The sequence below is a fragment of the Alkalilimnicola ehrlichii MLHE-1 genome, assembly GCF_000014785.1.
GTDB lineage: Bacteria > Pseudomonadota > Gammaproteobacteria > Nitrococcales > Halorhodospiraceae > Alkalilimnicola > Alkalilimnicola ehrlichii.
The window spans coordinates 3,205,135-3,226,453 of sequence record NC_008340.1; the positions used below are offsets into that span (position 1 = coordinate 3,205,135).

Annotated in this window: 21 protein-coding genes and 1 riboswitch; of the genes, 12 read left to right on the plus strand and 9 right to left on the minus strand. The window is 68.6% G+C overall.

Going from position 1 to position 21,319, the window contains the following annotated elements:
- Nucleotide 1: 1 nt before the first annotated feature.
- A riboswitch (cobalamin riboswitch) is annotated at nucleotides 2–204 on the plus strand.
- Between the two features lie 35 nt (nucleotides 205–239).
- The 4 genes from MLG_RS14260 to cobT are packed head-to-tail and all read left to right on the plus strand — an operon-like array spanning nucleotide 240 to nucleotide 3,976.
- Nucleotides 240–1,175, plus strand: a complete 936-nt coding sequence (locus MLG_RS14260; protein WP_011630553.1) for a cobalamin-binding protein — start codon at nucleotides 240–242, stop codon at nucleotides 1,173–1,175.
- A gap of 6 nt (nucleotides 1,176–1,181) precedes the next feature.
- A complete protein-coding gene (locus tag MLG_RS14265; protein ID WP_011630554.1) occupies nucleotides 1,182–2,150 on the plus strand; it encodes a FecCD family ABC transporter permease in 969 nt (322 codons plus the stop codon).
- 1 nt (nucleotide 2,151) lies between these two features.
- Entirely contained in the window at nucleotides 2,152–2,922 is a 771-nt protein-coding gene (locus MLG_RS14270) for an ABC transporter ATP-binding protein (RefSeq protein WP_011630555.1), read from the plus strand.
- A gap of 16 nt (nucleotides 2,923–2,938) precedes the next feature.
- Nucleotides 2,939–3,976: a nicotinate-nucleotide--dimethylbenzimidazole phosphoribosyltransferase gene (gene cobT, locus MLG_RS14275; RefSeq protein WP_011630556.1), complete on the plus strand. Its 1,038-nt coding sequence runs from the start codon at nucleotides 2,939–2,941 to the stop codon at nucleotides 3,974–3,976.
- On the opposite strand, the gene cobU is transcribed toward cobT, so the two are convergent.
- The 6 genes from cobU to MLG_RS14305 all read right to left on the minus strand — a co-directional run bounded on the left by cobU (nucleotide 3,969) and on the right by MLG_RS14305 (nucleotide 8,611).
- Nucleotides 3,969–4,478, minus strand: coding sequence for a bifunctional adenosylcobinamide kinase/adenosylcobinamide-phosphate guanylyltransferase (gene cobU, locus MLG_RS14280; RefSeq protein WP_011630557.1), 510 nt, complete (start codon nucleotides 4,476–4,478; stop codon nucleotides 3,969–3,971). The two genes, cobT and cobU, sit on opposite strands and share 8 nt — an antisense overlap.
- On the minus strand, nucleotides 4,478–5,290 hold the full coding sequence (gene aroE / locus MLG_RS14285; protein ID WP_011630558.1) for a shikimate dehydrogenase: 813 nt from the start codon (nucleotides 5,288–5,290) through the stop codon (nucleotides 4,478–4,480). The genes cobU and aroE overlap by 1 nt, the downstream gene beginning before the upstream one ends.
- A gap of 85 nt (nucleotides 5,291–5,375) precedes the next feature.
- Nucleotides 5,376–6,632: an inorganic phosphate transporter gene (locus tag MLG_RS14290; protein WP_011630559.1), complete on the minus strand. Its 1,257-nt coding sequence runs from the start codon at nucleotides 6,630–6,632 to the stop codon at nucleotides 5,376–5,378.
- Between the two features lie 17 nt (nucleotides 6,633–6,649).
- Nucleotides 6,650–7,324, minus strand: coding sequence for a TIGR00153 family protein (locus MLG_RS14295; RefSeq protein WP_011630560.1), 675 nt, complete (start codon nucleotides 7,322–7,324; stop codon nucleotides 6,650–6,652).
- A gap of 85 nt (nucleotides 7,325–7,409) precedes the next feature.
- Nucleotides 7,410–8,408, minus strand: coding sequence for a porphobilinogen synthase (gene hemB / locus MLG_RS14300; RefSeq protein WP_011630561.1), 999 nt, complete (start codon nucleotides 8,406–8,408; stop codon nucleotides 7,410–7,412).
- Nucleotides 8,405–8,611: an oxidoreductase-like domain-containing protein gene (locus tag MLG_RS14305; RefSeq protein ID WP_011630562.1), complete on the minus strand. Its 207-nt coding sequence runs from the start codon at nucleotides 8,609–8,611 to the stop codon at nucleotides 8,405–8,407. The genes hemB and MLG_RS14305 overlap by 4 nt, the downstream gene beginning before the upstream one ends.
- 164 nt (nucleotides 8,612–8,775) lie before the next feature.
- On the opposite strand from MLG_RS14305, the gene MLG_RS14310 reads away from it, so the two are divergent.
- The 3 genes from MLG_RS14310 to MLG_RS14320 are packed head-to-tail and all read left to right on the plus strand — an operon-like array spanning nucleotide 8,776 to nucleotide 11,407.
- Nucleotides 8,776–9,762 carry a hypothetical protein gene (locus tag MLG_RS14310; RefSeq protein WP_011630563.1) on the plus strand — a complete coding sequence of 329 codons (987 nt, stop codon included), beginning with the start codon at nucleotides 8,776–8,778 and terminating at the stop codon, nucleotides 9,760–9,762.
- On the plus strand, nucleotides 9,755–10,843 hold the full coding sequence (locus MLG_RS14315) for a peptidoglycan -binding protein (RefSeq protein WP_011630564.1): 1,089 nt from the start codon (nucleotides 9,755–9,757) through the stop codon (nucleotides 10,841–10,843). The genes MLG_RS14310 and MLG_RS14315 overlap by 8 nt, the downstream gene beginning before the upstream one ends.
- Before the next feature lie 48 nt (nucleotides 10,844–10,891).
- Nucleotides 10,892–11,407, plus strand: coding sequence for an alpha/beta hydrolase (locus MLG_RS14320; RefSeq protein ID WP_011630565.1), 516 nt, complete (start codon nucleotides 10,892–10,894; stop codon nucleotides 11,405–11,407).
- A gap of 55 nt (nucleotides 11,408–11,462) precedes the next feature.
- On the opposite strand, the gene MLG_RS14325 is transcribed toward MLG_RS14320, so the two are convergent.
- The 3 genes from MLG_RS14325 to MLG_RS14335 form a co-directional block, all read right to left on the minus strand.
- Nucleotides 11,463–12,341 carry a phosphoribulokinase gene (locus tag MLG_RS14325; protein ID WP_011630566.1) on the minus strand — a complete coding sequence of 293 codons (879 nt, stop codon included), beginning with the start codon at nucleotides 12,339–12,341 and terminating at the stop codon, nucleotides 11,463–11,465.
- A 61-nt stretch (nucleotides 12,342–12,402) separates the two neighbouring features.
- Nucleotides 12,403–13,095: a ribulose-phosphate 3-epimerase gene (rpe, locus tag MLG_RS14330; RefSeq protein ID WP_011630567.1), complete on the minus strand. Its 693-nt coding sequence runs from the start codon at nucleotides 13,093–13,095 to the stop codon at nucleotides 12,403–12,405.
- Between the two features lie 275 nt (nucleotides 13,096–13,370).
- Nucleotides 13,371–14,300 carry a LysR family transcriptional regulator gene (locus tag MLG_RS14335; RefSeq protein ID WP_011630568.1) on the minus strand — a complete coding sequence of 310 codons (930 nt, stop codon included), beginning with the start codon at nucleotides 14,298–14,300 and terminating at the stop codon, nucleotides 13,371–13,373.
- A 143-nt stretch (nucleotides 14,301–14,443) separates the two neighbouring features.
- Between MLG_RS14335 and MLG_RS14340 the strand changes: the two genes are divergently transcribed.
- The 5 genes from MLG_RS14340 (at nucleotide 14,444) to gap (ending at nucleotide 21,293) form a co-directional block, all read left to right on the plus strand.
- Nucleotides 14,444–15,865, plus strand: a complete 1,422-nt coding sequence (locus tag MLG_RS14340) for a form I ribulose bisphosphate carboxylase large subunit (RefSeq protein ID WP_011630569.1) — start codon at nucleotides 14,444–14,446, stop codon at nucleotides 15,863–15,865.
- Between the two features lie 55 nt (nucleotides 15,866–15,920).
- Entirely contained in the window at nucleotides 15,921–16,277 is a 357-nt protein-coding gene (locus MLG_RS14345) for a ribulose bisphosphate carboxylase small subunit (RefSeq protein WP_011630570.1), read from the plus strand.
- A gap of 166 nt (nucleotides 16,278–16,443) precedes the next feature.
- Nucleotides 16,444–17,250: a CbbQ/NirQ/NorQ/GpvN family protein gene (locus MLG_RS14350; RefSeq protein ID WP_011630571.1), complete on the plus strand. Its 807-nt coding sequence runs from the start codon at nucleotides 16,444–16,446 to the stop codon at nucleotides 17,248–17,250.
- Between the two features lie 483 nt (nucleotides 17,251–17,733).
- Nucleotides 17,734–20,064: a hypothetical protein gene (locus MLG_RS14355; RefSeq protein WP_049753619.1), complete on the plus strand. Its 2,331-nt coding sequence runs from the start codon at nucleotides 17,734–17,736 to the stop codon at nucleotides 20,062–20,064.
- 218 nt (nucleotides 20,065–20,282) lie between these two features.
- On the plus strand, nucleotides 20,283–21,293 hold the full coding sequence (gene gap, locus MLG_RS14360) for a type I glyceraldehyde-3-phosphate dehydrogenase (protein WP_011630573.1): 1,011 nt from the start codon (nucleotides 20,283–20,285) through the stop codon (nucleotides 21,291–21,293).
- The last annotated feature ends 26 nt before the right edge of the window (nucleotides 21,294–21,319 follow it).

Sequence of the window (21,319 nt, forward strand, 5' to 3'; positions counted from 1 at the left end):
CGTCTGCGCTCCCGCCCCAGGTTTCCCGGCCCCTGCGCCGGGATGAAACGGGAAGTCGGTGCCAGTCCGACGCTGCCCCCGCAACGGTGATTGAGCGGAAACGGCCACCACGCCACTGTGCCCCGGCACGGGAAGGCGGCCGCTTCGGGGTCCCCACCACCCCGGCTCATCAGCCCGGAGACCGGCCTGGGTGCGCCATACCACGCGTCGCGGAGGGCGACGCCGAGGGAGCCCGAGTCATGCCCGATACCGCCACACCCGCACGTCGCCGCCGCCTGCCCGGACTGCTGGCCGGCCTGGCCCTCTTGCTATGGGCGGCCACTGGCGCAGCGCAAGGGCCCGCTGCCGAACCCCGCTGCGTACGCGACGACCTGGAGCGGGAGATCTGTGTCCAGGCCGCCGAGCCCCGCATCATCAGCCTGGCCCCCCACATCACCGAACAGCTCTTTGCCGTCGGCGCCGGGGCACTCATCGTCGGCACGGTCAACTTCAGCGATTACCCGCCGGAGGCCGAGGCCATCCCCCGGGTGGGCGGTTACAACCGCATCGACGTGGAGCGCGTGCTCGCCAAGGCGCCCGACCTGGTGGTGGCCTGGCGCAGCGGCAACCCCCGCGCCCACGTGGAACGCCTGGAGGCCCTCGGGCTGACGGTCTACGTCAGCGAACCGCGCCGCTTCGAGGACGTGGCCCGGGCCCTGGAGCGCCTGGGCCGGCTCGCCGGCCGGGAACAGGCCGGGGCGGAGGCGGCCGACGGGTTTCGGGATGAGGTGGCGGCGCTGCGCCGGCAGTATGCTGACCGCGACCGGGTCTCGCTCTACTACCAGATCTGGGATCAGCCGCTGATGACCGTGAACGACGAGCACCTGATTGGCGAGGCCATCGCCCTCTGCGGCGGGTGGAATGTCTTTGGCGACAGTGACCGCCTGACCCCCAAGGTGGACCGCGAGAGCGTGCTCGGCGCTGACCCGGAGGCCATCCTGGCCAGCGGCATGGGCGAGGAGCGCGAGGACTGGGTGGACGAGTGGCGGGCCTGGCCGGCGAGTACGGCGGTACAGCGCGACAACCTCTTCTTCATCCCCCCCTCGCTGCTCCAGCGCCACACGCCGCGCATCCTCGAGGGCACGCGGCTGCTCTGCGAGGCGCTGGAGACCGCCCGTGGGCGCCGGCCGGAGTAGCTGGCAGTGACCCGACTGCCCGCCATCGTGGCCGTCCTGGGGTGCGCCGGCCTGGCCAGCCTGTTGCTGGCCATCGCGGTGGGCAGCGTGGCGTTGACGCCGGCCGAGGTCTGGGCCGGGCTGCGCGGCGAGGGGCTGCCGCTGCACAACACCCTGGTTCGGGAACTGCGCCTGCCCCGCGCCCTGGCCGCCTTCGCCACCGGCGGCCTGCTGGCAGTGGCCGGGGCGTTGATGCAGGTGCTGCTGCGCAACCCGCTGGCCGACCCCTATGTCCTGGGCCTTTCCGGTGGCGCGGCCGTGGGCGCCCTGCTGGCCATGCTGGCCGGCCTCGGCATGGCGCTGGTCTCCGGCGCCGCCTTCGCCGGTGCACTGGCCTCCACCCTGCTGGTCTTCGGGCTCGCTCACGGCACCGGCAGCTGGACCCCCACCCGCTTGTTGCTGACCGGCGTGGTGGTGGCCGCCGGCTGGGGCGCCAGCATCAATTTCATCCTCGCCCTCAGCCCCACCCAGGAGCTGCCCGGCATGCTTTTCTGGCTGATGGGCGACCTCTCCCACGCCCGCGATCCCCGGGTGCCCCTGGGGGTGCTGGTGTTCGCCCTGCTCTGCGCCTGGCCGCTGGGCCGCAGCCTCAACGTGCTCGCCCGGGGCAGCCTGCAGGCGGCCGCCCTGGGCGTGCGGGTCCGCCCCCTGGAGTGGACGGTCTACCTGGCCGCCTCCCTGCTCACGGCCACCGCCGTCACCGTGGCCGGCAGCGTCGGCTTTGTGGGCCTGATCGTCCCGCACATGCTGCGCCTGGTGCTGGGCAACGACCAGCGGATCATCCTCCCGGCGTCGGCCCTGGCCGGGGGCATACTGCTCACCCTGGCCGACACCCTGGCGCGCACCCTCATCGCCCCGGAGCAACTGCCGGTGGGGGTGATCACCGCGATGCTCGGTGTACCTGTCTTCCTCTACCTGCTGCACCGGAGCCGCTGACATGGCCACGCCGCTGCTGAGCCTGCACGATCTGGTCATCCACATCCCCGAGCGCGAGTCGGGCGAACCGCTGGACCTGGCCGTGCACCCCGGTCAGTGCTGGGGGATCCTCGGCCCCAACGGGGTCGGCAAGACCACACTGCTGCACACCCTGGCCGGGCTGCGCGCGCCGCGCCGGGGCAGCGTACGCCTGGCGGGCACCCGGCTGGCCGAGCTGGGCCGTCAGGCCGTGGCCCGGCGGATGGCCCTGGTCTTCCAGGACCACCACGACGGCTTTCCCGCCACGGTGCTGGAGACGGCGCTGATCGGCCGTCATCCCTACCTGCGTGCCTGGGATGTGGAATCCCCCGAGGACCTGGCCATCGCCCGCGGGGCGCTGGCGCGGGTGGACCTGGCGCACCTGGAGCACCGGCTGATCGCCACCCTCTCCGGCGGTGAACGCCAGCGCCTGGCCATCGCCACCGCCCTCACCCAGACCCCGGAGCTCTACCTGCTGGACGAACCCACCAACCACCTGGATCTGCACCACCAGTCCCGGGTGCTGGCCCTGATCCACGAGGAAGTGGCCCGGGACGGCGCCGCCGTGCTCTCCCTGCACGACGTCAACCTGGCCGCCCGCCACTGCGACCACCTGCTGCTCCTCTACCCCGATGGCCAGGCCTGCTGGGGCGCCACCGACCGTATGCTGGTCCCGGAGGCGCTGGAACGGCTTTACGGCCAGCGCCTGGCCCGCGGCCAGGTGGGCGGTGTGCCCATCTTCATACCCCACTGAAGGAGTCCACAGCGCAATGAGCGACACGCCCTGGTGGCACACCCCACCGCCACGACCCGACACCGCCCTGGCGGCGCGCGCCCGGCGCCGGCTGGACACCCTGATCAAGCCGCCCGGCTCGCTGGGCCGGCTGGAGGCGCTAGCCGCAACGCTGGCTGCCCAGCAGGGCCGGCCCGAACCCCAGGTGGAGCGGGTCCATATCAGCGTCTTCGCCGCCGACCACGGCGTCTGCGCCGAGGCAATCTCCAGCGTCCCGCAGGCCGTGACCGCGGGTATGGTACGGCGCTTCTCCGCCGGCGATGCGGCCATCGCCGTGCTGGCGCGCCAACTGGGGGCGGGGCTGGAGGTCATCAACCTCGGCACCCTCGAACCCCTGCCCGCCCTGCCGGCCGTGGTGGACGCCCGACTGGCGCGCGGCACGGCGAACATGCGAACCGGGCCGGCGATGGACCGGGAGACCGTCGCCGCGGCTCTGGAGGAGGGGCGGCGGGCCTTCCGGCGGGCCGGCGACTGCGACCTGTTCATTGGCGGCGAGATGGGAATCGGCAACACCACGGCGGCCGCCGCGCTGGGCGGGGCCCTGCTGGGGCTGGGCAGCGAGCTGGCCGGCCCGGGCACCGGGCTGGACGCGGCGGGGGTGGAGCGGAAGCGGGCGGTCATCGATCAGGCCCTGCACCGGCATGGGCCCCACCTGGCGTCGCCGCTGGAGGCCCTGCGCCGGGTGGGCGGGCTGGAGATCGCCGGCCTCACCGGTGCCTTCATCGCCGCGGCCCAGGCCCGCAGCCCCGTGCTGGTGGACGGGTTTATCGCCACGGTGGCGGCGCTGACGGCGGTGCGGCTGAACCCGGGCGTGCGGGACTGGCTGCATTTTGGCCACCACTCCGCCGAACCCGGCCACACCCGCCTGCTCCAGACGCTGGCGGCCGAGGGGCTGCTCGACCTGGGGATGCGCCTGGGCGAGGGCACCGGGGCTGCGGCCGCCGTCCCGCTGCTGCGCATGGCCTGCGCGCTCTACCGGGAGATGGCCACCTTCCAGGAGGCCGGGTTTACTTAATGGTCAGGGGCTGGCCCGCCACCGTGAACACCACCTGTTCGCAGCGGGCCGCAACCGCCTGATTGAGCTCCCCCAGGGCATCACAGAAGCGCCGGCCCAGGGGGTTGGGGGGGACCAGGCCCATGCCCACCTCGTTGCTGACCAGGATGATCCGGCCCGGCAGCGTGGGCAGCACCTCCAGCAGCCGCGCCTGCTCGGTGGCCAAGCGCGCCTCGCCGGCCAGCAGCAGGTTGGAGACCCACAGGTTCAGGCAGTCCACCAGCAGGCAACGCCCTTCGCCGGCGGCCTGGCCAAGGCCCTCGGCCAGCGCCTCCGGCACTTCCAGGGAGCGCCACTCGGGGGGGCGGCGCTCCCGGTGGCGGCGGATCCGCTCGGCCATCTCGGTATCATCGCTCTGGCGGGCGGTGGCCAGGTAGGTCACCGGCCACCCGCAGCCCCGGGCCAGCTGCTCGGCGTAGCGGCTCTTTCCCGAGCGGATGCCGCCGGTGATCAGGGTGCGCATCACTCGGGCCGCAACGCCGCAATCACCGGTGCGCTCTCCGGACGCACCCCGCGCCAGATCAGAAAGGACTCCGCAGCCTGCTCGACCAGCATGCCCAGGCCATCCACCGCCATTGCGGCGCCGTGCGCCCGGGCCCAGCGCACGAAGGGGGTGGGCTGATCCCCGTAGACCATGTCGTAGCAGGTGGCGCCCGGCGCCAGCAGATCGTCGGGCAGCGGCGGCAGCTCACCGGCCAGCCCGGCGGAGGTGCCGTTGATCACCACGTCGAAAGGCCCTTGCAGGCGGTCGAACCCCACCGCGGACAACCGGCCCTGGTCGGCGAAGAGCTCCACCAGGGCCTCCGCCCGCGCCACCGTGCGGTTGGCGATCACCACCTCACCGGGCGCCTCGGGCAGCAGGGCCGGCAGCACCCCGCGCACCGCACCGCCCGCGCCAATGACCAGCACCCGCCGTCCCTGCAGCGCGGCACCGTGGTTCACGGTCAGATCCCGCACCAGACCGGTGCCGTCGGTGTTGTCCCCCACCAGCCGGCCGGCCTCCGCCAGCAGGGTGTTCACTGCCCCGGCCCGCTCGGCACGGGGCGCGCGCCGGTCGACCAGGACCCAAGCCTGCTCCTTGAAGGGGACGGTGATGTTCAGCCCCTTCCCGCCGCTGGCGAAGAAGGCGCGCACCGCCGGCTCGAAGCCCTCCAGCGGCACCCGCATCCGCTCGTAGGCGATGGCCTGGCCGGTCTGCTCGGCGAACATCCGGTGGATCTCGGGCGACTTGCTGTGCTCGATGGGGTTGCCCATCACGGCATAACGGTCCGTCATAACCACTCCCGGGCTGGCATAGTTGCGCCAGGGATTGTAACCGGACCGCGGCCGCGATGCGCCAGTGGCCAGGACAGGCCCCGGGTCAGCCGCCAAAGGCCAGCATCAGCAGATAGAAGAAGAAGACCGCCAGGATGCCGCCCGCCGGCAGGGTCACCAGCCAGGACATGAACACACCACCCACCACGCGCAGGTTCAGCGCCGCAATACCGCGGGCGAGGCCGATACCGAGCACCGCGCCCACCAGGGTCTGGGTGGTGGAGATGGGCAGGCCGAAACCGGAGGCGAAGACCACCGTGCCGGCGGTGGCCAGACCGCAGGCGAAGCCCCGGCTGGGGGTGAGCTGGGTGATATTGCTGCCCACCGTGGCGATCACGTGGTGGCCCAGCATAAACAGGCCGGCGACGATGCCACCACCGCCCAGCAGCAGGATCCACAGGGGCAGCTCGGCCTGGGCCGTTACGTCGCCATCACTGGTCACCACACTGACCACCGCCGCCACCGGCCCGATGGCGTTGGCGACATCGTTGGAGCCGTGGGCGAAGGCCATGGCACAGGCCACCACCACCATCAGCACACCGAAGACCCGCTCCACCGAGGCGAAGTGGAAATCCCGATCGGCGCTGGGGTCGACCCCGATGCGCGCCACCAAGCCCTTGCCCACCAGCCACAGTGCCACGGCGAAGAACAGTGAGTAGCCATAGCTCTGCGCCTCGCTGATCTCCAGCCCCAGATGACCCAGGCCCTTGAGCAGGGTGACCGAGGCGATGACAAAGCCCGTCAGGCCGATGTAGACCGGCACCCAGACGCGGGCCGCGCGGAGCGGATCGGGGGTGTCAAAGACCAGGTACTGGACACTGCGGAAGAGCAGGAAACTGGCGATACCCGCCAGCACCGGCGACACCACCCAACTCGCCACCACGGTGCCCACCACCCCCCACTGCACGGCGCTCCAGCCGACAGCGGCGATGGCGAAACCGACCAGCGCGCCGATGATCGAGTGGGTGGTGGAGACCGGCCAGCCCTTCTTCGAGGCCACCAGCAGCCAGGTACCGGCGGCCGCCAGGGCCGCCAGCATGCCGAAGACCAGCACCTCCGGCGAGTCCTCCATCAGGCCGGCGTCGACAATGCCGCTGCGCACCGTGGCGGTGACTTCACCCCCGGCCAGGACGGCCCCCGCGAACTCGAAGATCGCCGCCACCACCACCGCCTGGCGGATAGTGAGCACCTTCGAGCCCACGGAGGGCGCCATGGCGTTGGCCACATCGTTCGCCCCGATGCCCCAGGCCATGAACAGCCCGAAGGCGGCGGCCAACACCAGGTATACGACACCGTATTCCATGCGTGGCTGGCGCTCCCTCAGCGGGCCATCAGGATTTGCAGTCGGCTTCCGGTCTGCTGGGCCCGGTCCGCCAGGGTCCCCACCCGTTCGATCAGTTGGTAGAGGAACATGACATCGACGGGGGGGATGCGTGGCTCCAGCTTCTGCAGCAGGCTGCGCAGCTGGACCTGCATACGGTCGGTGTCATGCTCGATGGCGTCCAGCTTGTCGAGCATTTCCTGCACCACCTCCACCTCGGCGCCGCGGAAACCGGTCTCCACCAGCTCGTCCAGCTGGTCCACGGTGTTCTTGGCCTGGCGGGAGGCATCGATGGCGCGGTTGAGAAAATCCATGAAGGGATCGACCAGCGGCTCCGGGAGCTGCATTTTGCGACCCAGCACCAGGCCGGCGATGTCCTTGGCCTTGTTGGCGATGCGGTCCTGGGCACGCAGCAGTTCGAGGAAGTCGGCTCGGTCGAAAGGCATGAACATGCTGTGGGGCAGTTTGTTGCGCAGTTCCTTCTTAAGGGCGTCGGCCTCGCGTTCAAGGTCGGTGACCCGCTGCTGGGCCGTGGCCACGGCGTTGTAGTCGCCCTCGGAGACCGCCTTGAAAAGGGGCACCAGCGCCTCGGCACAATCCAGCACCTTGGCCATATGGTGCTGCAGGGGGCTGACAGGCGAGCGCCCAAAGATGGATGAGAAGTAGCTTTTCATGGGCCCGGATTCCGGGTGTCTGCCGGGCCTTGAATACTACAGCAGGGGAAAGCGCTTGATAAAGTAGAGCTTGGGCTGATCGCCGCTAAGCCCCCTTCTGCAACCAGCGCGCCGCCGCCTCCGCATGGTAGGTAAGGATACCGTGGGCACCGGCGCGCACGAGGCTGGTCAATGCCTCGAGCACACAGGCCCGCTCGTCCAGCCAGCCGTTCTGTGCCGCGGCCTTGAGCATGGCGTACTCGCCGCTCACCTGGTAGGCCAGGGTCGGCACCCCGAACTCATCCCGCACCCGGCGGATGATATCCAGATAGGGCAGCCCCGGCTTGATCATCACCATATCGGCGCCCTCATCCAGATCCAGGGCCACCTCGTGCAGGGCCTCGTCGCTGTTGGCCGGATCCATCTGATAGGTCTGCTTGCCCGCACCCTTCAGCGCCGAGGCCGAGCCCACGGCATCCCGGAAGGGGCCGTAGAAGCTGGAGGCATACTTGGCGGCGTAGGACAGGATGCGCACATTGCGGTGCTCATGCGCCTCCAGCGCGTCGCGGATGGCGCCGATGCGTCCGTCCATCATATCGGAGGGCGCCACCACGTCGGCACCGGCATCGGCATGGCAGAGCGCCTGGCGGACCAGCACCTCCACCGTCTCGTCGTTGAGGACGTAGCCCTCCTCGTCGATCAGCCCGTCCTGACCGTGGCTGGTGTAGGGGTCTAGGGCGACGTCGGTGATCACACCGAGCTCGGGGAAGTGCTCCTTGATGGCGCGCACGGCCCGCGGAGCCAGGCCCACCGGATTGGCCGCCTCACGGGCATCCTCACTCTTGTGCTCCGGCGGGATGACCGGGAACAGCGCCACCGCCGGGATCCCCAACCCGACGATCTCCTCCAGGTGGCGCAGGGTCAGGTCGATGGAGCGCCGCTCCACCCCGGGCATGGAGGCCACCGCCTCGCGACGATCGTCACCCTCGAGCACGAACAGCGGCAGGATCAACTGATCCACACTCAGCCGTGTCTCCCGCACCAGCCGGCGGGAGAAGGCGTCGGCGCGCAGCCGCCGCATGCGGGTCCGGGGATAAGCGCTCATGCATCCACCCCCCCGGCCTCACGGGCGCGGCGCACGGCCCGCTCATGCTCGGCCTTGATCCGTGCCACTTCCTCGCCCCACTCGGCGAGCTTCTCCTCGTACAGATCCATGATGCAGGGGATACAGCCGCTGCCACAGCACTCGGAGGGGTCGGGCTTCTCCGGCTGCGGCGGCAGCGAGGGTTCGGGCGGCAGCTTGGTCACGGGTCAACTCCTGTTCATCTTCAGTCGCTATTCTCCCACAAGCCCCCCCTGTGGCTGAAGTCATCCATTCGGATGGCGCGGCGGTAAACCGCGCTCTCAAGTACTTTTTTCGCCGACCGAATCCCGCTACGTTGTGGCGGAATGGTTAACCAGGAGCCCCGCTGATGACACCTCCCACCCGCGTACTCAACTGGATGGCCCTATTCATTGTGGCGGTGGGCGCCGTCTGTGCGCTGCTCTGGGTCCCGTTGCTGGATGCCTTGCTCGCCAACCCGGTGTTCAACGGCATGATCCTGATGGCCCTCTTGGTGGGGTTGGCCATCAACGTGCGCCAAGTGGTCATCCTGGCCCCCGAGGCCCGCTGGGTGGACGGCATGCGTCAGGGCTATTCGGACCAGGGTCCGGGCCCGCGCGCCAGCCCGTTGCAGGCCCTGCGCCACACCATGAGCCGGCGCGGGGAGCGGCCACGGCTCTCCACGCTGGCTGCGCGCACCCTGCTGGACGGCGTGCGTGGCCGCCTGGACGACAGCCGCGACCTCTCCCGCTACTTCATCGGGCTGCTGATCTTTCTCGGTCTGCTGGGCACCTTCTGGGGCCTGCTCGACACCCTGGGGGCCATCGGCTCGGTACTCGCCGGGCTGTCGCCGGAGGGCCAGGAGGCGGCGTCCCTGTTTGCCGCGCTGCGCGATGGTCTGCAGGAGCCGCTTGCCGGCATGGGCACCGCCTTCAGCTCCTCGCTGTTCGGGCTCGGCGGCGCCCTGGTGCTCGGCTTTGTCGACCTGCAGACCGGCCACGCCCAGAACCGCTTCTACAACGAGTTGGAGGAGTGGCTCTCCGGCTACGTCAGCACCGGTGGCACGGTGGCCGACGGCGAGCAGGCAGTCCCGGCCTACATCGAGGCCCTGCTGGAGCAGACCGCCGACAGCCTGGACAAGCTGCAGCGGACCATGCAACGCGCTGAGGACCAGCGCCACGGCCACGTCGATGAGACGCTCATGCACCACCTGCGCAACATGGACACCTGCCTGATGCGGCTGCTGGAGGACATGCCCACCCACCGCACCCAACTGACCGATGAGCTGCGCAGCGAGATCCGGCTGCTGGCTCGCACCCTGGCCGGCAGCCGCGGGGCCGGAGGCCGCGATGCTTGAGGACACCCGCCGCCGACGCCGGGGGCTGAACATCTGGCCGGGCTACGTGGACGCCCTGGCCACCCTGCTGCTGCTGTTCGTCTTCGTGCTGTCGCTGTTCATGGTGGCCCAGTACGTCCTCAGCGACGCCCTGTCCGGGCGCGAGGCGGCGTTGGCACGGCTGCAGGCCGATATCGACGCCCTCACCGAGATCATCGCCCTGGAACGGGAGGAGCGTGCCGGGGTGGAGGAGGAGCTGGCCGAGCTGGAGGCCCGGCTGGTCGCCACCCTCGCCGAGCGCGATCAGGCACGCGCCCGGGTCAGCACCCTGGAGGCACAGCAGGCCGCCCTCGAGGACAGTCTGGCCGATCAGGAGGAGGCCCTGGACGAGGCGGCGGCGCGCCGCGCGGAGCTTCGGGACCGGCTGGCCGGCCGCGAGGCGGACCTGGCCCGCGAGCGCGCCCTCACCGACGAACAGGCCGCCCGCATCGACCGGCTGCACCGGCAGATCATCGCCCTGAGAGAGCAGCTCACCGCCCTGTCCGAGGCACTCGACCTCAGCGAGGCCACCGCCGCGGCCCAGCGCGCCGAGATCCGCGATCTCGGCCAGCGCCTCAATCTGGCGCTGGCGGAGCGGGTGCAGGAACTGGCCCGCTATCGCTCGGAGTTCTTTGGTCGGCTGCGCGAGGTACTGGGTGATCACCCGGACATCCGGATTGAGGGCGACCGCTTTCTGTTCCAGTCCGAGCTGCTGTTCGCTACCGCCTCGGCGGATCTCGGTGGCGAGGGCCGGGAGCAGCTCGAGGGGCTGGCCACCACCCTGCACGAATTGCGCGGGCGCATCCCGGACGACCTGGACTGGGTCCTGCAAGTGGAGGGCCACACCGATCGCCGCCCCATCCGCACCGCCGAGTTCCCGTCCAACTGGGAGCTCTCCACCGCCCGCGCCCAGACCATCGTGCGCTACCTGATGGACCAGGGCATCCCGCCGGAACGGCTGGCCGCCGCCGGCTTCGCCGAATACCATCCGGTGGACGACCGCGACACCCCGGAGGCCTGGGCCCGCAACCGGCGCATCGAACTGCGATTGACCAACCGCTAGCGGCCGGACGATGGGTGCCGGGGCGGCCCACGGGACTTGGAGGAAGGCATGGCATCATCCCCACCCACGGTATTCTTCGCCCACGGCAAGGAATCCGGCCCCTGGGGCCGCAAGATCACCGCCCTGGCGGAGGTGGCCCGCGCCGCCGGCTTCCAGGTGGAAAGCCCCGACTACAGCCACACCCATGACCCCGATGAGCGGGTGCGCCAGCTACTGGCACTGGCACCGCAGGCGCGGTCCCGGCCGCTGGTGCTGGTCGGCTCCAGCATGGGCGGTTATGTCTCGGCCGTGGCCGCCGCCACCATCCCCGTGGACGGGCTGTTCCTGCTGGCCCCCGCCCTCTACCTGCCGGGCTACCCGGCGCAGCCCCACTGCCAGGCCCGGCAGATGACCGTGGTCCACGGCTGGAATGACGACATCGTGCCGGTGGACAACGGCATTCGGCTGGCACGGGAACACCGGGCCCGGCTGCATGTGCTGAATGCCGGGCACGATCTCAACGAGACCATCCCCTGGCTCTGCGCCTGTTTCGACCGCTTTCTCGGTGAGGTCCAGGCCCGATAACGCAAACGGCCCGCCATGATGACGGGCCGCCTGCCATGACCTGCCAGCGCCACAATCAGGTCAGGCGGGTGCGTCGCTCCACCAGATCGTGGATGATGGGGGTGAGGATCAGCTCCATGGCGAACCCCATCTTGCCCCCCGGCACCACGATGGTGTTGCGCCGAGACATGAAGGAGTCCTTGATCATGTTCAGCAGGTAGGGGAAGTCGATCCCGAACTTCTCCGGCTTGCGGAAGCGGATCACCACGAAACTCTCATCGTGCGTGGGGATATCCCGCGCGATGAAGGGGTTGGAGGTGTCCACCGTGGGCACGCGCTGGAAGTTGATGTCGGTGCGCGAGAACTGCGGCGTCAGGCAGGTGACATAGTCCTCCATCCGGCGCAGGATGGTGTCCACGGTCTTCTCCGCCGCGTAGCCCCGCTCCGCCTGGTCGCGGTGGATCTTCTGGATCCACTCGAGGTTGACGATAGGCACCACCCCGATCAGCAAGTCCACCCACCGGGCCACATCCACCTCCTCGGTGACGACCCCGCCGTGCAGCCCCTCGTAGAAGAGCAGATCGGTACCCGATTCCACCCGCTCCCAGGCGGTGAACTCGCCCGGGGCCACCCCGCGGTGCTCGGCCTCCTCGTCATTGTGCACATAGTAGCGCCGCTCACAGCTGCCGGTCTCCGAGTACTCGCGGAAGGTGGACTCGAGCTTGTCGAACAGGTTCGCTTCCGGGCCAAAATGGCTGAGATTGCGCCCATCTTCGTTGGCCTGCTTGATCGCCTGCTTCATCTCCTGCCGGTTATACCGGTGAAAACTGTCACCCTCGACGATGCAGGGTGCCACATGCTCACGATGGAAGATGTGCTCGAACGCATCCTTGACAGTACTGGTCCCCGCTCCCGAGGACCCGGTCACGGCGATGATGGGATATTTTCTGGACATGCTTGACTCCTCCTGACGCCGGGGCGCGCCGCCTCTACGGAACGGTCACACCCGGTCTGGTTTATGAGGCGGTGGGCCCGGGCCGCTCGGCCTGGGCCAGTTCCGCCCGCATGCTTTCGATGGTTTTCCGGTAATCGTCCGTCCCGAAGATCGCTGAGCCGGCCACGAAGGTATCGGCCCCCGCCTCGGCCACCGCGCGGATGTTGTCCACCTTCACCCCGCCATCCACCTCCAGGCGGATGTCCCGGCCCGAGGCATCAATCAGTGCCCGCGCCTCGCGCAGTTTGTCCAGGGTGCCCGGGATAAACTTCTGCCCGCCAAAGCCCGGGTTCACCGACATCAGCAGCACCATATCCACCTTCTCCATCACGTATTTCAGGACATCGAGCGGCGTGGCCGGGTTGAACACCAGTCCGGCCTTGCAGCCGCAATCGCGCACCAGTTGCAGACTACGGTCGACATGCTCGCTGGCCTCCGGGTGGAACGTGATGTAATTAGCACCCGCCTCGGCAAAATCGGGGATGATCCGGTCCACCGGCTTGATCATCAGGTGGACGTCGATGGGCGCGGTCACCCCGTGCTTGCGCAGCGCTTCGCAGACCAGCGGCCCGATGGTGAGGTTGGGGACATAATGATTGTCCATGACATCGAAATGCACCATGTCGGCCCCGGCGGACAGGACGTTATCCACCTCCTCCCCCAGGCGGGCAAAATCGGCGGACAGAATGGACGGTGCGATCTTATAATCAGTCATGGCTCTCTCCTCATGCTTCCGGGTCGCGAATACCGGCGCGGCCCCGGAATCGGTTGGCCCGATTATGCGGACAGCGGCGCGCCGGGATTCAATTAAGGATTGGTTATCATAACGATAAAGGGCCCTCCCGGGAGACCCCGGAGACCTTCCCGGGGACGGGTAAAAAAACCTTTCTATCAATAGCTTGGCCGGCCGCGGCAGACCTGCCGGCTGGAGGCATTATCGCAGCCCCCAGCGGAAGCCGGGTGCGGCAATTGGTCCCGGGGTGGCGCCGCTCAGGCGCTGCTATCGGTGGGCTGCTGGGGCAACTGCCAGTGGTCCTCGGCCTCTTCCAGGACGAAACGGCGGAACTCCGCGGCCACCGGCGAGAGGCGCTTGCCCGCCCGATGCACCACGTACCACTGGCGCTGGATCGGGAATCCGACCACGTCCAGGATCGCCAGGCAGCCGAGACTCAACTCCATGGCCAGGGTGTGTTGCGAGACCAGACCCAGGCCCAGCCCGGCCTGCACCGCCTGCTTCAGGGCCTCGTTGCTGCTCATCTCCATCTCGGACTGCAGCTGCACCCCCTGGCGGGCGAAGAACCGCTCCATGGCCACCCGCGTACCAGAGCCGCGCTCACGCACCACGAAAAGTTCGTTTTGCAAGCGCTCGGGCGGGATGTCGTGCTCCCGGGTCAAGGGATGGTCGGGATTGGCGATGACCACCAGGGGGTTGGCCATGAAGGCATCCGCCACCAGCTCCTGCCCCTCCGGCGGCTGCCCCATGATCACCACGTCACGCTCATTCTCCATGAGCAGGCGCAACAGCCCCTCGCGGTTGGTGACATCCAGGCTGAAACTGACCCCGGGATTGCGACGGGAGAAGGCCGCCAACAGATGGGTGGCGAAGTAGTTCGCCGTGGTAGCCACGGCCACGCCCAGGCGCCCCCGGTTCAGCCCCTGCAGCTCCTCCATCACCAGTTGCGCCTCGCGCAGCTCGCGCATGATCCGCCGGGCGAAGCCCACCAACTCACGGCCGGCCTCGGTGAGATAGATGCGCTTGCCCAACTGTTCGAACAGCGGCAGCCCGACTTGGCTTTCCAACTGTTTGATTTGCATGGAGACGGCCGGCTGGGTGAGGAACAGCTCCTCACTGGCCCGGGTGAAACTCAGGTGCCGGGCCACCGATTCGAAGACGCGCAGCTGTCGAAGTGTGACGTTCATGGGGTCAATTTATAAGACTTTCCTTATGCCCTCAATCAGAAGGATTGAGTTTTCTTTTGGTTTGCCCGGGTTATCCTGCCATGGACGCGGGAAAACGGGATCGCCCGGACCGCAACCGCAAGAACCCTGGAGGAGAACCGGCAATGTCCAGCAAAAGCTATTCAGCAGGCGTCAAAGATTATCGCGATACCTATTGGGAGCCCGACTACCAGGTCAAGGACAGTGACTTCCTGGCCTGTTTCAAGGTCGTGCCGCAGGCCGGCGTGCCCCGTGAGGAGGCCGCCGCCGCCGTGGCCGCCGAGTCCTCCACCGGCACCTGGACCACCGTGTGGACGGACCTGCTGACGGACCTGGATTATTACAAGGGCCGTGCCTACAAGATCGAGGACGTGCCCGGCGACGACGAAGCCTTCTACGCCTTTATTGCCTACCCCATCGACCTGTTCGAAGAGAGCTCGGTGGTCAATGTCTTCACCTCCCTGGTGGGCAACGTCTTCGGCTTCAAGGCCGTGCGCAGCCTGCGCCTGGAGGACGTGCGCATCCCGCTGGCCTATGTGATGACCTGCAACGGCCCGCCCCACGGCATCCAGGTGGAGCGGGACAAGATGGACAAGTACGGCCGCGGCCTGCTCGGCTGCACCATCAAGCCCAAGCTCGGTCTGTCCGCCAAGAACTATGGCCGTGCGGTCTACGAGTGCCTGCGCGGTGGCCTGGACTTCACCAAGGACGACGAAAACGTCAACTCCCAGCCCTTCATGCGCTGGCGCGACCGCTTCCTGTTCGTCCAGGAGGCCACCGAGAAGGCGCAGCAGGAGACCGGCGAGCGCAAGGGCCACTACCTGAACGTCACCGCCCCCTCGCCTGAGGAGATGTACGAGCGCGCGGAGTTCGCCAAGGAGATCGGTGCCCCGATCATCATGCACGACTTCCTCACCGGCGGCTTCTGCGCCAACACCGGCCTCGCCCGCTGGTGCCGCAAGAACGGCATGCTGCTGCACATCCACCGCGCCATGCACGCGGTGATGGACCGCAACCCGCGCCACGGCATCCACTTCCGGGTCCTGGCCAAGGCCCTGCGCCTGAGCGGCGGCGACCACCTGCACACCGGCACCGTGGTGGGCAAGCTGGAGGGCGACCGCGCCGCCACCGAGGGCTGGATCGACCTGCTGCGTGAACGCTTTATCCCCGAGGACCGGGCCCGCGGCATCTTCTTCGATCAGGACTGGGGCGCCATGCCCGGCGTCTTCGCGGTGGCCTCCGGTGGTATCCACGTCTGGCACATGCCGGCGCTGGTCTCCATCTTCGGCGACGATGCCGTCTTCCAGTTCGGCGGCGGCACCCTGGGCCACCCTTGGGGCAACGCGGCCGGCGCCGCGGCCAACCGGGTGGCGCTCGAGGCCTGCGTCAAGGCGCGCAACGAGGGCCGCAACTTGGAGCGGGAAGGCAAGGAGATCCTGCAGGCCGCTGCCCAGCACAGCCCCGAGCTGAAGATCGCCATGGAGACCTGGAAGGAGATCAAGTTCGAATTCGAGACGGTGGACAAGCTGGACACGACGCACCGCTAAGCCGCCGATACCCAACAGTACGCAAACAGCGACCGATTACTTGGAGGAGAACCCCATGAGTCAGGTTCAAGACTATCCGTCCAGCCTCTCCGATCCGACCAGCCGCAAGCTGGGTACCTTTTCGTACCTGCCGCCGATGACCGATGACGAACTGCGCCGGCAGGTGGAGTACATTATCGAGAAGGGCTGGAACCCGGCCATTGAGCACAGCGAGCCGGAGAACGCGCACATGTACTTCTGGTATATGTGGAAGCTGCCGATGTTCGGCGAAACCGACGTGGACCGGGTGCTGGCGGAGGCCGAGGCGTGCCACAAGGCGCACCCCAACAACCATGTCCGCCTGATCGGCTACGACAACTACGCCCAGTCCCAGGGCGCCGCCATGACCGTTTACCGCGCCACGCCGCGGTAAACGGTCATGCCCTGCGGGTCCCTCAGGCCCTCCCCCTGGAGCGGAACGCCCGGCTGACCGTCGGCGCATTGCCCCACGGGGAGGGCCCGGGACCTGCACCAGGCGCGGGGGCCCACCCCGCCCTGTCCCTCCCCGCCACGCCGGCCTGAAGAACGGGTAGACCGCCATGACCGATACCGATCAATACGCCGTCAAGCAAGAACCCTATTACCGCCCGGTGGGCGACGAGACCGAGTTGTTCGAGGCGGCGCACGCCGCGCGGATGCCGGTCATGCTCAAGGGCCCCACCGGTTGCGGTAAGTCACGGTTCGTCTCCTGGATGGCCTGGCGGCTGCAGCGGCCGCTGGTCACCGTGGCCTGCAACGAGGACATGACCGCCGCCGATCTGGTGGGCCGTTACCTGCTGGATGCCGACGGCACCCGCTGGCAGGACGGGCCGCTGACCCTGGCCGCCCGCATTGGCGCCATCTGCTACCTGGACGAGGTGGTGGAGGCCCGTCAGGACACCACGGTGGTGATCCACCCGCTCACCGACCATCGGCGGGTGCTGCCCCTGGAGAAGAAGGGCGAGCTGGTGGAGGCCCATCCGGACTTCCATCTCGTCATCTCCTACAACCCGGGCTATCAGAACCTGATGAAGGACCTGAAGCCCTCCACCAAACAACGCTTCGGTGCCCTGCACTTCGATTTCCCGGAGGCGGAGACCGAGGCGGAGATCCTGGTGCACGAAGCGGGGGTGGACCGGACCACCGCCGAGCGCCTGGTGCAGGTGGGCCAGCGCGGACGCAACCTCAAGGGCCACGGCCTGGACGAGGGCATCTCCACCCGGCTGCTGGTCTACGCCGGCCAACTCATCGCCCGCGGCATCGCCCCCGGGGCTGCCTGCCGCATGGCGCTGGTGCACCCGATCACCGACGATCCCGACCTGCGGGATACCCTGGAAGCGGCGGTGGACACGCACTTTCCGGACTGAGGAGCAGGGATGCCGGCACTGGAAGAGACATCGGCCCCTGTTGGGGCGGTGCCGGCGAATCCCACGGGTGCTGAAAGGTGCAGGTCTATGTCGGCTGGTCCTTCGGTAACCCTTGTACAGGCGCCCTTTGGGGCGGGAGGTTGCGGTCATGGGTACGCTGCAAGTACGTCCCTGTAAGCTCGTAGCCGGCCATCCATGGCCGGCTACGCCCCATGACCGCAACCTCCCGCCCCAAAGGGCTAGCCATGCCCCGACCCCGATCACGACTCCGGCGCAATCGGGTGTCCAATGGGTCATTGTTAACTGCCCGGACAATCCGCGGATTAATCCGCAAAGCGGGTTCAACGGTCTGCTCTCCCTGCGCGTTGAGGTGCAGGCTAGGGCACCGGAGATCGCTACCACCCAGTTACGGATTAGGGCCGGCGCCGTGGAATGGCACGCGGTCTCTGCCGGGCCCAACCCACCCAGCCCCAGGAGGCCGTCATGAACGCCGAAATCCAAGCCTTGGCGGATGAACTGCGCGGCACCCACCGCGAGGTGGCCGAGGTGCTCGACGCCTGCCTCGCCGAAGCAACCCGGGTGATGTCCGCCGACACCCAGGCCCGTTATCTGGAGGCCGCCCTGGCCCTGAACCGCCTGGGCCGCGGCCACGAGATCGTCATCACTTGGCTCGAGGCCATGCCCCCGGTGGCGCGCGAGGCCGGCGAGGCCATCGTCCCCGACACCGCCAGCGCCGCGCTCAAACTGGCCTCCATGGTCAGCGGCGAAGTCGTCGGCCTACTCTTCGACAGCCTGCCCACCGCCGCCCGACGGCTGGGCGACGACGACCTGCTGCGCCAATACCTGGCCCTGATCCACCAACTCTCCGGCCGCGCCCCGCGCGCCCTGCGCCCGCTGTTCACCCACCTCGACCAGCTGCTGGCCGTGCTCACCCTCAGCGGTCTTCGCCGCTGGGCACTCTGGGGCGTGCAGGCCTACGCCCGGGACTACGACCGCCTGGCCGCCTACTTCGCGCTGGAATCGGCCGACAGTCAGCAGGTCCTGCAACAGGAGCGCCGCGGCGTGCTCTTCGTGGACGTCCAGCGCCGGCTGGGCTTCTATTTGCGCGCCCTTTGGGGCCGCGACTTCTTCCTGCGCCCCAACGCCGCCGAACCGGGCAGCCCCGAGGCCCGCCCCTTCATCGAGGCTGGCACCCTGCACCTGCCCGACGCCATGGACGATGTGGGCAGTGTCCGCGGCCTGGAGGTCTACCGCGCCCAGTGCGCCCACGCCGCCGCCCACATCGGCTTCGGCGAGGGCGCGCCGATGCAGGCCGAGGCGCTGAGCCCCGCCCAGCGTTACCTGATGGCCCTGATCGAAGATGCCCGGGTAGAGGCCCTAAGCGTGGCCACCTTTCCCGGCCTCTTCCCCCTCTGGCGCCGGCTGCTCAGCGAGGCCCCCCGCGCCGAGGACCCCACCCTGGCGCTGCTCCAGCGGCTCGCCCTCGCGCTGCTCGACCCCCAGTGGCAGGACGACCACCCGGTTGTAGCGCAACTGGCCGGCCGCTTCCACCAGCGCATCCAGGCCGGCGACCACGGCTGGGAGCTGTCCGCGGAGCTCGGCCTCGACCTCATTGGCCACCTTCAGGACGCCGGCCCGCTGCCGCCCCTGAGCCGCCTGGAAACCCTGCCGCTGGCCTACCGCGACGACAACCGCTACCTCTGGGCCGAGCCGGAGGAGGCCGAACTGGCGCGGCAGGCGCCCGCCAAGGAGGCCCAGGTACGGCGCCGGCCTAGCGTCATCGAGATGGTCAATGAACTGGACTGCGAGCTGGCCGGGGACGATGCCCAGGAGATCTGGATCCTCGACACCGAGTTCTACCGCGACGGCGATCCGGAGGGGGTCAGTATCAATGAGCTGGAGGGCAAGCCCGCCACCAGTCCCCCCTTCCATTACCAGGAGTGGGACTACAAGGCGCAACTGCACCGGCCCGACTGGGTCACGCTTATGGAACGCCGCCAGCCGGCCGGTGACCCGGACGACCTCAAGGCAATCATGGACGAATACCGCCCCGTGGCCCGACGGCTGCAGCGGGTGATCGACAGCCTGATCCCCCAGGGGCTGGTGCGCGAGCGCCGGCAGGAGGATGGCGACGAGATCGACCTGGACGCCGCCATCCGCGCCCGCATCGACCAGAAAACCGGCCACACGCCCGACCACCGGGTGAGCATCCGCTACCACCGCCAGGAGCGGGACCTGGCGGTCCTGCTGCTGCTCGACCTGTCGGAATCGGCCAATGACACCCTGCCCGGCTCCGACCGCCCGCTCATCCAGCTCACCCGCGAGGCCACCACGCTGCTGGCCTGGGCGGCCGACAGCATCGGCGACCCCTTCGCCGTGCACGGATTCGCCTCGGAGACCCGGCACGATGTCCACTACCACCGCTTCAAGGACTTCGACCAGCCCTGGGACGATGCCGCCCAAGCTCGGGTGGCGGGTCTGGAGGCGGGGCTCTCCACCCGCATGGGTGCGGCATTACGTCACGCCGGGCACTATATGACCCGCCGCCCGGAGCGCCACCGACTGATCCTGCTGCTCTCTGACGGTGCCCCCTCCGACATCGACGCGCCGGACCCGCAGTACCTGCGCCAGGACACCCGCAAGGCGGTGGAGGCGCTCCAGGCCCGTGGCGTTCACGCCCACTGCCTGACCCTGGACCCGGGCGCGGATCAGTACGTCCAGCAGCTCTTCGGCCCCCGCGGCTATACCGTGCTGGACCACCCCCAGCGGCTGCCTGAGAAGCTGCCCACCCTGTTCGCCAGCCTCACCCGCTGACCCGCCTTACTCCACCAGCGACCGCGGCCGGCCGGGTGCCAACCCGCCCGGCCGCGACAATGCTGCACCTGCACGCCCTAGAAAGGCTTATGCTTTCATCAGCAAGCCTTAATTTCCTTCAGCGTGTTGGTTTTGTCAGCATGACGACCAACCACAACACCCGTGCGGCGGTCGCCGCCACGGCGAAACAGAAACCATAAGCCAGGGGGAAGACAACAATGGCGATCAAAGTTGCAATCAACGGTTACGGGCGCATTGGCCGCAACGTGCTCCGCGCCCTTTACGAAGCCGGCCGCACGGACGAGATCCAGGTGGTGGCCATCAACGACCTGGGCAACGCCGAGACCAATGCCCACCTCACCCGCTTCGACAGCGTTCACGGCCGCTTCAACGGCGAGGTGCAGGTGGAGGGCGACAGCATGATCGTCAATGGTGACCGGGTGCGGGTGCTCGCGGAGCGGGATCCGGCCCGGCTGCCCTGGGGCGAGCTGGGCGTGGACCTGGTGATGGAGTGCACCGGGCTGTTCACCACCCGGGAGAAGGCCAGCGCCCACCTGCAGGCCGGCGCCAAGAAGGTGCTGATTTCCGCCCCCGGCGGTAAGGACGTGGACAACACCGTGGTCTTCGGCGTCAACCACGACACCCTCACGCCCGAGCACACCGTGGTCTCCAACGCCTCCTGCACCACCAACTGCCTGGCCCCGCTGGTCAAGCCGCTGCACGAGGCTATCGGTGTGGAGCGTGGCCTGATGACCACCATTCACGCCTACACCAACGACCAGGTCCTCAACGACGTCCACCATAAGGACCTGCGCCGGGCCCGTTCCGCCACCATGAGCCAGATCCCGACCAGCACCGGCGCCGCCGCTGCCGTCGGCCTGGTACTGCCGGAGCTGAACGGCAAGCTGGACGGCTATGCGATCCGCGTGCCCACGGTGAACGTCTCCATCGTGGACCTGACCTTCACCGCCGCCCGCGAGACCTCGGTGGAGGAGATCAACCAGATCGTGCGTGGTGCCGCCGAGGGGCCGCTGAAGGGCATCCTCGCCTACAACGACGCCCCGCTGGTCTCCATCGACTTCAACCACGACCCGGCCTCCAGCACCTACGATGCCAGCCTGACCAAGGTCAACGGCAACCTGGTGAAGGTCACGGCCTGGTACGACAACGAGTGGGGCTTCTCCAACCGCATGCTGGATACCGCCCTGGCCATGGCCCAGGCCGGCTGACACCACGCTGACCGTTGGCAAAGGCG